We start from the raw sequence: 12,006 nt of genomic DNA, 5'->3' as shown, positions 1-12,006 counted from the left end.
CAGGGTGGACTGGATGGAGGAAGGCCGCAAGTGGGTGAACCCGGTTGCGGCCTTTCGTTGTGGTGCCCGCTTCCTGACGGTCGCGGTGCTGTTGCATGTGGGCTACGACCGGTGCGACTGGCTTGCGGCCTTTCGTTGGGGTGCCCGCTTCCTGACGGTCGCGGCTCTGATGGACACGGGCTGCGACCGGTGCGACTGGCTTGCGGCCTTTCATTTTGGTGCCCGCTTCCTTACGGTCGCGGCTCTGTTTCATGGCGGCTGTGCTAGTAGACGAAGCGGAGACCGAGCTGGCCGTGGCGCGACTGGTTGGCCTGGCTGGCTATGGTTCCGAAGCCGGCCGCGCCGAAGCTGGTGTTGGGCTGGCCGAAGCGCGGTGTATTGAGGGCGTTGAAGAATTCGCCACGAATCTCGAAGAAGCGGCCTTCGGCGACTCGAATGGTCTTGCCGATGCCGAGGTCGAGATTGCGGATGCCGTCGACGCGGGCGGCGTCGAGATAGCGCGGCGCGTTGCCGAGCTGTTGATCGCCGGGCGCGGAGAAGGCGGCCGTATTGAAGTAGCTGCCGGCGCCGTCTACCACGTCGTGGTTGCTGTACTGGCTGCGGGGATCGCCGTTGATGTTGGGGCGCTGGACGCCGCCGCTGAGACGGTTGGTGCGCATCAGGACGGTGATGGGCTGGCCGCTCTGGAGGGTGAGAAATGCGTTCAGCTTCCAACCGCCGATGACGGCGTCGAGAATCCTGGGCATGCTGCCGCCGAAGGTGCGGCCATGGCCGACTGGCAATTCATAGACAGTGGCGAGAGCCAGGCGGTGGGGGGTGTCGTTGGCGCTGACGCTCTTCTCGATGGAGAGGTTGGTGAGGTCCTGCGGTTCGCCCTGGCTGATGCGGCCGACCCAGCGGTTGGCGCCTTCATCCGATGTCGAGACGAAGTGGGAGAAGGTGTAGGCGCCGGTGAAGGAAACGCCGTGGGAGGCGCGTTTCTCGAAGCGCATCTGCAGGGAGTTGTAGAGCGAACTGGCGGCGAACGGCGGGAAGCCACCGAAGTAGCCGGGGAACTGCGGGTAGGGGCGCAGGACATTGATGCGGGCGATGGTGGGGTCGTTATAGATGGAGTCGGGCGAATCGAAGATCGCGTTAGGCCCCTGGAAGAGGTACTGGAAGGGGTTCGCCACCTGCTGATTCAGGCCGGAGATGCCGTACTGTTCGCGGGCGGCGCGAGGGAGCACGTTGTAGTTCTGGGGATTCTTCTTCCAGGGGAGGTGGGTGCTGCGATTGGCGGAGTAGCTGGCTTCCAGCATGAACCCGCCCGGCATCTGGCGCTGTACGCCGATGTTCCACTGGTAGATCTCAGCATTGCGATTCTGGACGCTGGCGTGGTTGTAGTTGGGATAGCCCCATTCGGCGAGCGCTCCGTACCGGTTGCCAGGCGGCATGACGAAGCCGACGGGGAAGGGGTTCTCGATGGTGGCGAACTGGGTGACGCCGCTGTCCTTGGTGCCTTGGATGGAGATATCGCGCAGCCAGGAGGCTCCGGCGTACTGCCAGTTGGTGGCGTAGCTGAGGCCATAGTAGATGCCGGCGCCTCCGCGGATGACGGTCTTCTGATCGGGCGAATAAGCGAAGCCGACGCGTGGGGCGAAGTTGTTCTTGTCGATGTTGGAGCGGCGCATGTCCTTGCCGGCCATGATCGTCGTACCCATGATCTTGCCCAGGCCCGGGACGACGATACCGCTGTCGCAGGAAAGGCAGGTGAACTGGCTGCGGTCGTAACGCTCAGTGTAGGGGGTGCTCCATTCATAGCGCAGGCCGAGGTTGATGGTGAGTTTGTTGGTGACGCGCCAGTCGTCCTGGAAGAAGAAGGACGACTCGCTGGAGCGGTTGGCGACGGCCGGGCTGGCGCTGACGGCTCCGGAGTCCATATAGCCGAGGAGCATGGTGGCCACGGCATTGCCTTCGGCGTCGGTATTGGGGTCGTAGACGCTCTGGGCGGTGGCGGCGGCTCCGAAGTTCAGGCCACCCGCGGTGTTGGCTGGCTGGAAGAAGGTGTTGAGGAAGATGCGATAGTCGGCGCCGAACTTCATGTTGTGGCTGCCGGCAATTTTGGTGAGCAGCGAGTTGAAGCTGTACTGCGTGTCGGTCTCGATGGTGTTGGTGCTGACGTCCGCGTTGAGCCCCTGGTAGTTGTCGAGGTAGAGGCTGGGGAAGTTCTTCTGGCGGAATGCGGGATTGAGGGTGAGGCTGGTGGGGAAGCCGATGGCGTCGGGGTCCGCTGTGACGGGCACGTGCTGGAAGTTGGCGTAGCGGGTGAAGGTGGCGCGATTGGTCCACATGAGGGTGGGGCGCGGGGTCCAGGTGTGGTCGAGCGTGACGCCGTCGCTGTTATAGAGGTTGTCGTTGTTCGACAGGAACGGGTTGGGCGTGAACTGATCGGAGCGGCTGCGGCTATAACGGCCGGCGATGCGGCTGGTGTCGGAGAAGTAGTGGTCGATTTTGCCGTCCAGCCTATAGAGGTGGCTCTGGTCGACGAGTTTGGAGGCGTAGTTGTTGGCTCCGGTGCCGGCGTCACCCGCGGAGGTGGCGGAAGGGTAAAGGGCGATGGCCTTGAGCATCACCGGATCCATCAGGCTGGCGGGGATGACATTGCCGGGGAATGGCGAACGTTTGTAGTCGACGATTTCGCCGCCGTCGAGAACGGGTGAGACGCTGCAGGAAGGTCGGCCGGTGACGTCGGTGGCGCTGGAGTGCACGATGGGACAGGGGTTGTAGATGCTCATCAGGTCGCCATCGGAGTTGAAGGTCTTTGAGAAGTCGCCCTTCTTCTGGAGGTCGGTGGGGACGGTGGTGTTGATGGTGAAGGGCACGTTATGGCGCAGGCGCTCGAAGTCGGTAAAGAAGAAAGATTTCTGACGCTTGATGGGGCCGCCGAGGGAGGCGCCGTACTGGTCGTGGGCGTAGGAGCCCTTGCAGCCGTCGTCGGGGCGGCTGGGATCGCCCGGCGCCGGGCAGTCGCGATTGGCGAAGAAGTCGTTGGCGTCCATGCCCGGGCGGCGGAAAAAGTACCAGCCACTGCCATGGAACTGGTTGGAGCCGGACTTAGTAATCATGCTGATGACGGTGCCGCCGTTGTTGCCGTACTCGGCTGAAAAACTGTTGGTTTGCACCTTGAATTCCTGGATGGCCTCGACGGTGGGGAGGTAGCCGACGAAGGTGGTTCCCCCTTCCCCGCCCTCGGGATGGCTGGCGATGCCGCCGTCGAGCCGGAACTCGGCGGTAGCGTAGCGCTGGCCGTTGGAGGAGAACATGGTGCCGCCAAAGTCGGCGACCTTGGTGCCGGTGACCTCGGTGATACCGGGCGCGAGGAAGGCGAGGGAGGTGACGTTGCGGTCGAGCAGGGGCATCTCCACGATGTATTTGTTTGAGACTTCGGCGCCCAGCGCGCCACTCACCGTATTGAGGAGTGCGGCCTCCGATTTGACTTCAATGGTTTGTGTGGCAGAGCCGATCTCCAGGGTGAAGGAAAGATCCGATTGCTGACCCACACGGAGAGTGATGTTGGACTGTGTGCTGGTTTTGAAGCCCTGGGCTTCCACGGAAGCGGAATAGGTGGACGGTTTCAAGGCGTTGAAGGTGTAGCGGCCGACGCCATCGGAGACGGTTTTGCCCGCCACGCCGGTGGCCAGGTCGGTGAGGGTCACCTGGGCGCCCGGGACGGCGGCGCCGCTGGAGTCGGTAACGGTGCCTCGCAACAGTGCGCTATCACTCCCCTGAGCGAAGGCAGTTTGGGTGGCGAGGGTCGCTAGACCCACCCAGCACAGAATGGCGACGACGACGAATCGGCTGACTCTTGATTCAGGCATTGCATTCTCTCCCAGTTCAAAGCAACTCAGGCAGCTACGGGTAGGCAGCCGGTACGGGGTCCGGCCGCCCGTGATTGCAGGTCATCTCTGACGAGGGCACACATTGAATACTTTCGTTTGCTTACCTATCATGTCGACGAATTCGACAGGAGAGTGTAAGCGGGTGACAGGATTCAGAGCCGGATGAAGCCGGGCGACAAGAGCAGAAATAAGAGCACAACAGGAGCATATCGGAGGATAGGACAGAAATCCGGCTCGAGAGGTGGACATCTCATACTGCACTGCGTGTTCCATCCGACAGGAGTCAACTGTACAACAAACCATCGTTTGTGTCACGTTTAATTTCGTTTGCTTGCTAAATATTTGTTTTGCAGCAAAGCAAAGAGAACTTGCCAAGGGACGGGGACGGGCCTAGACTGTCGGCAGGGTGGGAGAGGGTGCGAAGGGGAGGGGCGGCAGGTACCGCAGGTCCTACGGCAGGCAGGTACGGAGGGATTAGGGATGACTGGAAAAACTGGGTTCGATTCAGCAGTAACAGGGGTAAGGGGCCAGTCCGTCCGGCGGACGGAAACGTGAAGTGGAAGGAAGCAAAGGAGTTCCAGCTAGTTGAGGGCTAGTGGGGGCGGTGCGGTTCGCCCATTTGGGTACCAGAACTCTCAATTCGTTGCGAGTGGGTCGTCTGGCCCTTTATTTTCAGTGGTTTGTAGATTGTAATAGAGATCGAACATGGCTTCCGCCGCACAACAACTATCAATGACCCGGGCCTTGCCGAAGGGCACGGATCAACTACTACAGTTCGTGTACCTGCAAGGGTTGGACACGCTGACGACCTTGGCGTTTCTGCTGGCCGGCGCGCAGGAGGCGAACCCCCTGGTGCGGACGATGATCGGTTGGTTCGGGAATCCCCTGATGGGATTGGCGGCGGTGAAGCTAGCCGCCCTGATGCTGGGTTATTACTGTTGGAACAGGGGCAAAGTGGTGATACTGCGGCGCGCGAACATGTTCTTCGCATTGCTGGTCGCCTGGAATCTCTTTTGTCTGTTGCTGGCTTTGGGCGTCCGTTGGAAAGCGTAGATGGTAGCGGGCGCGGCCTCAGCCGTTCCCCCATGTCTTCATCAAGAATTCGATCTTATTAAAGATCCCGGAGATGGGTCCGGTGACCTGGTAAGGGATAACCGCCGCAACGGCCACGGCGACGAAGCCGACCAGGAGGGCATACTCAACCAGATCCTGACCTTTAAGTGCCCGCGGTGAAGCGGGATGAAACAGGTCTGCTGCAACGAGTGAAGCCCGTCGGGCCGCACCCTCGATCAAACGCCGCATGGTAGTCCTCCCATGTCTCATGTACTAGATCTATGGTGTCTGAGGGTGCCACGCGCGACAACCCAACAAACTCCGTAGAACGTACTGATTTGTTTCTTAGAACTAGTCAGGTCGGCTTGTATTCCTGTAAGGTTTTTCCCGCCCGCCCAATTTGGCCGCGAAAGTGGGGCCGATTGGGGCCAACAACAGGGCTCGGGAACTCATCGACTATACTGGGGAGTCACCCGTGCTTCTCAGTATTCTCATTCCTGTCTACAATGAACGGACCGTTGTCGAGCGTAGTCTACAGCAGGTTTTTGATGCCCCGCTCCCGGAGGGCTTGCTACGGGAACTTGTGATTGTGGACGACTGTTCCACGGATGGTACCTGGGCGATTCTGGAGGGGCTGGCGGCCCGGCACTCGGTCATCCGGCTGTTCCGGCACGAGGTGAACCAAGGCAAGGGCGCCGCGGTGCGGACGGCAATTTCGAAGGCCCAGGGCGACTTCTGCCTGATCCAGGACGCCGACCTGGAATACGATCCGAACGAGTATCCCGCCCTGTTGAAGCCTCTGCTGGCGGGTCATGCCGATGCGGTGTTTGGTTCGCGCTACATGTCAGGTGAAGCACGCCGGGTGCTGCCGTACTGGCATACCAAGATCAACCAGTTCCTGACCTGGACGTCGAATGTCTTTTCCAACATCCATGTGACCGATATGGAGACCTGTTACAAGGTCTTTCGCACCGATCTATTGAAGTCGATTCCGATCCGGTCGAACCGCTTCGGGTTTGAGCCGGAGATCACGATGAAGTGCGCGAAGCGCCAGCTTCGAATCTACGAAGTCCCCATCTCTTACCATGGCCGCACATATGAGGAAGGCAAGAAGATCGGCTGGAAGGATGGGCTGCAGGCGCTTGGCGTCATCTTAAAGTACTGGCTGATCGACGACCTGTACGCGGAGACCAAAGGCCGCGGCGCGCTGATCAACCTGACGCGCACACCCGGTTACATCGACTGGATGACGTCGCTGTTCCGGCCGGTACTGGGCGATACGATTCTGGAGATCGGCGCGGGCTTCGGGACATTCTCGGGACGGCTGATGGGCCGGCGGCTGCGCTATGTGGCGGCCGAATCGAATCCGCTGCACCTGCATGCGTTGAAGAACCGGTTCCTGCGGACGCCGAACGTCGCCGTGGTGGAGTTGGATCCGGGCCGGGCCGCTGATTTCGCTTCCTATGAAGGGGCGTTTGACTCGGCCATCGCGATCAATGTCCTGGAAGGACTGCCGGAGCCGGAGATCGCGCTGGCGGGCCTGCACCGCGCCCTGAAGGAGGGCGGCAAGCTGGTGATCCTGGCACCCCAGGGGCGCGGGGTCTACGGGACGGTGGACCAGGCGATGGGGCAACTGAGGAGATTCGACCAGCAGGATCTGGAAGCGTTGCTGCAGGGCGCCGGATTCAGTGTGGAGACGGTGCGGCAGGTCAACAAAGCGGGCAAACCGGCCTGGTGGCTGGCCGGCAAGGTGTTCAAACGCACCTCCCTGTCGAAACTACCCCTGAAGATCTTCGACAAGAACCTGTGGCTGTGGCGGCCGCTGGATCATGTACTGCCCTGGAAGGGTTTGTCCATGCTGGTGGTTGCCAGAAAGAAGTAGGCGCCATGCGAGCGATCGGCCTGGACTTTGAGCAGCGTACTCTCACGGAGCAGGAGGTAACGCCGCCGCGGGCTCCGCAAGCCGGCGAGGTGCTGCTGCGGATCCATGAAGTGGGGATCTGTGCGACGGATCGTGAATTGTCCAGGTTCCGCTTCGGGCTGCCGCCGGAGGGTGAGAGTTTCCTGACCCTGGGCCATGAGGCGCTGGCGCAGGTGGAAGTGGGCGACGCGCAGTGGGCCAAGGGCGACTGGGTGGCGCCGATGATCCGCAGGAGTTGCAGCCCGGCGTGCGACCACTGCCTGCGGGGGCGGCGCGACCTCTGCCAGACGGGCGAATACCTGGAGCGCGGCATCAACCGGGCGCACGGCTACCTGGTGCCGTTCACAGTCGACACGAGCTCGGAACTGCTGGCCATCCCAGAGACGCTGCTGGATGTAGCGGCGCTGGCTGAGCCGCTCAGCGTGGTGGAGAAGGCCGTGGAAACTGCGCTGCGCGCGCATCCCATGCAGCCGCGGACGGCCATTGTGATGGGCGCCGGTCCGGTGGGCATCCTGACTGCGCTGCTGCTGCTCTTGAAAGGCCTGGAAGTGAATGTGGTCTCGCTGGAGCCCGAGGATCATCCACGTGTGCAACTCCTGAAACGGGCCGGTGCGGCGTACTTGCGCGACCGGCGGCCCTCCAGGGCGGACCTGGTGTTCGAAGCGGCGGGCGGCGCGGCGGACCTTTTGGACTGGCTGTCGCCGTGCGGGGTGCTGATGCTGATTGGCGCGGGCGAAGAAGAGCTTTCGCTGCCGCCGCTGAGAATGCTGGTGGACAACCTGACGGTGGCCGGAACGGTGAACGCCGGCAGGTCGCATTTTGAGCAGGCGATCGAAGATCTTGGCCGAATCCAGCGCCCACTTCTGGCGGCCATGATCGAACGGCGCGGCATCGGCCAATGGCGCGAGTCCTTCACGGGCTCAGCGGTGATCCCGAAGATTGTCCACCGGCTGGGTTGACAACGGGGACGGGACCGGCCCGGCCATTTCAAGTACACTGGGAAGCGATTTCAAATTATGGGCTTACCTTTCCGCCACTCGATCTGCAACGAGGTTTACCAGGGGTGGGACTTCGACAAAGCCTGCAGGCACATCCGTGAAACCGGGTACCAGGGCATCGAGATTGCACCCTTCACGCTTTCGGAGGATCCTGTCACCATTCCTGCCGCCGAGCGCAAGCAATACTCCGATATCATTGCCGGCGAAGGCCTGCTGTTCGTGGGCCTGCACTGGTTGATGGTGGCGCCGAAGGGCCTGCATGTGACGACCCCGGATGCGGATCTGCGCGCGCGCAGCTGGGCTCATATAAGAGGATTGGTCGACCTGTGCGCTGATATGGGGCCGAATGGCGTGATGGTCTTCGGATCTCCGCTGCAGCGCGGGACGGTGGGCGGTTCGACGCGCGAAGAAGCAACGAAACGGTATGCCGACGGGCTGGCCGAGGTGGCTCCGCATGCGGAAGAGCGTGGCGTGAGAATCCTGGTCGAAGCATTGCCGGCGAACCAGACGAACGTCGTCGGGTCATTAGCGGAAGCGGTGGAAATTGTGCGCCAGGTGAACAGCCCGGCGATCCAGACCATGTTCGATACGCACAATGCGGTGGATGAGACTGAGCCGCACCAGGATGTGATCGAACGGTTCTTCCCCTATATCCAGCACGTACATGTGAATGAGACCGACGGCGGCCATTGTGGTACGGGCGACTACGATTTTGCACCGGTCCTCGCCACCCTGCGCCGGTTGAACTATCAGGGATGGATTTCACTGGAGGCATTCGATTTCAGTCCGGGACCGGAGCGCATTTCAGCTGAGTCGCTGCGCTACCTGAATAGTGTGATTGAGGACCTTGAGTCCGCATGATGAGCCTGGATCCCGCGGAGCAGTCACTAGCATGAAAAATCCTGTTGTTACCGGCGGAGCCGGATTCATTGGCAGTAGTATTGTGCGTGCGTTGTTAAAGGAAGGCGCTGAGCGCGTCACGGTCATCGACAACCTGCGTTCGGGGCACGAGAAGAACCTGGCCGAGGTGGCGGACCGCGTAGACCTGCATGTCGTCGACATCCGGGACTATGACGCGATCGCGCCGCTGTTCGAAGGCGCGTCGAAGGTGTTCCACCTGGCGGCGATCCCCTCAGTGCCGCGTTCCATCTCCGAGCCAGTGCCTTCGCACACCTCGAATATTGACGGAACCTTCAACGTCTTCCGGGCCGCCGCCGACGGCGGTGCGGGGCGGCTGGTTTACGCGGCCTCGTCGTCGGCCTATGGAGACACGGAAGTGTTGCCCAAGACGGAATCGATGATTCCGATGCCGAAGTCGCCCTACGCCGCGCAGAAGCTGATGGGCGAGTATTACGCGTCGGTCTTCTCCTCCTGTTTCGGGCTACCGTCGACGTCGCTGCGTTTCTTCAACGTATTTGGACCGCGCCAGGATCCTTCCAGCCCTTACTCGGGCGTCCTGAGCCTGTTCATGCGCTGCCTGATTGAGCGGCGGCCACCCACGATCTTTGGGGACGGCGAGCAATCGCGCGACTTCACCTATGTTGAGGATGTCGCCGAGTTGTGCCTGAAGGCGTCGAATGCGCCGGCGGATGTGGTTTCGGGCAATATGTACAATGCCGGCAACGGAGGCCGATTCACGTTGAACCAGACGTGGCGGATTCTGTGCGGGTTTGAAGGGGTCGAGATCGAGCCGGTATATGGTCCTCCGAGGGCCGGGGATGTGAAGGATTCACAGGCTGACACGGCCCGCGCCGTCCGTGATCTGGGCCATGCTCCAAGGTTTAGCTTCGACGAGGGCCTGCGACTCACGCTTGAGTGGTACCGGGCCAACACATAACAGGTTCTCGCTCGAAGGTGGTTCCAGAAAGAAACCACAATGGTGCTTTCGCAGAGAAAGTGCCTGTATTACTATAGGATACACGTGCGAGTGCAACTCGAGCAGCAGAGCTTCGACAGCGACTATGTCCTGCGGCTCAAGCAGGGCGACCCGGACACTCAGCGTCATTTCGTCAACTATTTCGGCGACCTGCTGCGCGTGAAGCTGCGCGGCAAGTTGAGAGCCCCGCAATTGGTAGAAGAGGCGAAACAGGAGACGTTCCTCAGGGTTTTATTGACTCTGCGGGAACGCGGTATCGACCACCCGGAGCGACTGGGGGCGTTCGTCAATTCTGTCTGCAACAACGTGGTGATGGAAGTGTACCGGGCGGAGTCCCGGACGGCGCCCATGCCGGAAAACTTTCACCCCGCCGACGGGCAGATCGATGCGGAAAGCGAAATGGTGAACGAACAAAGAAGGAATCTCGTTCGCCAATTGTTGGATGAATTACCGGCGAAGGAATGTGAACTATTGCGTCAAGTTTTTCTGGAGGAGAAGAACAAAGACGAGATCTGTCAACAGTTTGGAGTGGATCGAAACTATTTGAGGGTGCTGCTGCATCGCGCCAGGAACCGGTTCAGCGCTCTACTCGGAGAGCGCGGCAAAGCTCATGGCGTCGGTGGGTGAAACGAAACTCAAGCTGAACTCACAATTGTTTTAGAGGTAAAGATGGATCATCGGTCAGCCATCGAAACCACCGCCGTCGAGAGATACTTCCTCGACGAGATGCCCGAGCTCGAGCGCTCTGAGTTTGAAGAGCACTACTTCGAGTGCGAGCAATGCGCGGAGGAAATCAGAGTCATGTCCAGCCTGGAAGCGAACGCCCGTGCCGAGGTACGGGTGGAGCGCCCAAGGGAGAGGACCGAGGCCCCACGGCCGGCGCAAAAGACACAAAGCGCCGGATTCTGGGAGCGGTATTTCAATTGGTTGCGGCCGGCGATTGCGGCGCCTGCGCTGGCATCGCTGCTGGCGGTGATGGGCTATCAGAATCTGTTGGAGCCGGCGCGATCCCACGATCTCACGGCACCGCAGGCCGCCACCCAGTTACTGCTGCGCGGTGAAACCCGGGGTTCCGGCAGCGTGGTCACCTTGCCCGGCAACCATTCCCTGGTCCTGACGCTGGATTTGGCCGGTATCCGGTCGCAGCCTGAATACAGTGTGGAGTTGCAGTTGGAGAATGGCACGGCCGCGGAGCCATTCAAGGTCTCGGCGCCCGGCGCTGGGGAACCGCTGACACTGTCGCTACCAGCCGGCAGTGTGAGACAGGGGCGATATCAGGTTACCCTGCGCAGCGTACCTGGCGGACCGGTCCTGGGCCGATTTCGGTTTGAAGTCCATCCCTGACAGGAGTCTCTCCCTTGGCGAGTATTGAACCCCGTTTTATATTCCGCGGCGACGCTGTGGGCGCCGCCGGACGCCTGGTCCGCAATGCGCGCGGCGAGGCAGTCAACCAGATTGTTCCGGTCCTGGCCGCGAGTTCGCTGCCGGTGATTGGTGGTATTTCCCAGTCCAAGGCGGAAAACTGCACCGTTCCGATGCCCGGAGGCGATCAGCCGTTCCTGTGCGTGGGGCTGGCAGAGACCTCCGCCGTGAGCGAAGTTGATGGACCGGACAAGGATCACACCACCACGGTGAAATGCACCGTGGAGAAGGTCCAGATTCTGGACCGGGTCACGCTGGACGGCGTGAAGGTGGTCCTGGTATCGAGGCATCCCCCGGCGGAGGAAGTGGCCCGCATTACCCCGGATGTAGCGGAACTGACCGGCCTGAAGCTGGACGGACACGAACTGGCCGTCAGTTTCGACCTGAAGGTGTTCCAGCGCTGCCCTACGAAGCAGACCCTCATCGAGTACTACGCCAAGACCGCCTCGTTCCGCGAGAAGTCGGGCTGGCGGGTTTCGTCGGATTCGCCGAAGAGGCTGCGGCCGCCGGAGTTCAAAGGCATGATCGTTGCGACGATCGTGACCGGCATCAAATGGGTGGGTGAGCCGCTGCCCGATGTTGAGATCTGCGGCAACGTGATCCGCTGGCCCGGCGTGGGCAGCATCTACCTGGGCGAACTGCTGATCGCGAAGCACTCCCGGCGGCTGACCATGTTCCGGATGGAACTGGGCGGCAACATGGAGACATTGCGCAACGCCCCGAAGAGATCGGCGAAGGCCCTGAAGCTGACAGCGGCGGCCCGCGCGCCGGAATCCGACCAGGGCGGCGAAGTAGTGATCGGCGAAACCCAGACGAACGGGACGACCATCCCGTAAACACGCGCTGTTACACGGCGGC

The 12,006-nt window shown here is 61.3% G+C and carries 10 protein-coding genes; 8 read left to right on the top strand and 2 right to left on the bottom strand.

What is annotated here, in order from left to right; translation table 11 throughout:
• Positions 1–263: 263 nt before the first annotated feature.
• Positions 264–3,857, bottom strand: a complete 3,594-nt coding sequence (locus ACR9Y2_RS30110; RefSeq protein ID WP_435045580.1) for a TonB-dependent receptor domain-containing protein — start codon at positions 3,855–3,857, stop codon at positions 264–266.
• A gap of 726 nt (positions 3,858–4,583) precedes the next feature.
• On the opposite strand from ACR9Y2_RS30110, the gene ACR9Y2_RS30105 reads away from it, so the two are divergent.
• Entirely contained in the window at positions 4,584–4,931 is a 348-nt protein-coding gene (locus ACR9Y2_RS30105; protein WP_435045579.1) for a DUF5658 family protein, read from the top strand.
• 18 nt (positions 4,932–4,949) lie between these two features.
• Here the strand turns inward: ACR9Y2_RS30105 and ACR9Y2_RS30100 are convergent, their stop codons facing one another.
• Positions 4,950–5,180 (bottom strand): hypothetical protein, encoded by a 231-nt coding sequence (locus tag ACR9Y2_RS30100; protein ID WP_435045578.1) that lies wholly within the window; start codon positions 5,178–5,180, stop codon positions 4,950–4,952.
• Positions 5,181–5,406: 226 nt separating this feature from the next.
• On the opposite strand from ACR9Y2_RS30100, the gene ACR9Y2_RS30095 reads away from it, so the two are divergent.
• The 7 genes from ACR9Y2_RS30095 to ACR9Y2_RS30065 all read left to right on the top strand — a co-directional run bounded on the left by ACR9Y2_RS30095 (position 5,407) and on the right by ACR9Y2_RS30065 (position 11,984).
• Entirely contained in the window at positions 5,407–6,813 is a 1,407-nt protein-coding gene (locus ACR9Y2_RS30095; RefSeq protein WP_435045577.1) for a glycosyltransferase, read from the top strand.
• A 5-nt stretch (positions 6,814–6,818) separates the two neighbouring features.
• The gene (locus ACR9Y2_RS30090; RefSeq protein ID WP_435045576.1) at positions 6,819–7,811 is read left to right on the top strand and encodes an alcohol dehydrogenase catalytic domain-containing protein; all 993 of its coding nucleotides are present in this window, start codon (positions 6,819–6,821) and stop codon (positions 7,809–7,811) included.
• Between the two features lie 57 nt (positions 7,812–7,868).
• Complete coding sequence (locus ACR9Y2_RS30085) at positions 7,869–8,711, top strand: sugar phosphate isomerase/epimerase family protein (RefSeq protein ID WP_435045575.1); 843 nt, start codon at positions 7,869–7,871, stop codon at positions 8,709–8,711.
• A gap of 31 nt (positions 8,712–8,742) precedes the next feature.
• Complete coding sequence (locus tag ACR9Y2_RS30080; RefSeq protein WP_435045574.1) at positions 8,743–9,687, top strand: SDR family oxidoreductase; 945 nt, start codon at positions 8,743–8,745, stop codon at positions 9,685–9,687.
• Between the two features lie 90 nt (positions 9,688–9,777).
• Positions 9,778–10,353 (top strand): RNA polymerase sigma factor, encoded by a 576-nt coding sequence (locus ACR9Y2_RS30075; RefSeq protein WP_435045573.1) that lies wholly within the window; start codon positions 9,778–9,780, stop codon positions 10,351–10,353.
• Between the two features lie 42 nt (positions 10,354–10,395).
• The gene (locus ACR9Y2_RS30070) at positions 10,396–11,070 is read left to right on the top strand and encodes a hypothetical protein (RefSeq protein WP_435045572.1); all 675 of its coding nucleotides are present in this window, start codon (positions 10,396–10,398) and stop codon (positions 11,068–11,070) included.
• A gap of 14 nt (positions 11,071–11,084) precedes the next feature.
• Positions 11,085–11,984, top strand: a complete 900-nt coding sequence (locus ACR9Y2_RS30065) for a hypothetical protein (protein WP_435045571.1) — start codon at positions 11,085–11,087, stop codon at positions 11,982–11,984.
• The last annotated feature ends 22 nt before the right edge of the window (positions 11,985–12,006 follow it).

The organism is Paludibaculum fermentans, from assembly GCF_051172195.1.
Lineage (GTDB): Bacteria > Acidobacteriota > Terriglobia > Bryobacterales > Bryobacteraceae > Paludibaculum > Paludibaculum fermentans_A.
Note: the sequence above shows the minus strand (reverse complement) of the source record. Positions and strands in the feature narration are given on the sequence as shown.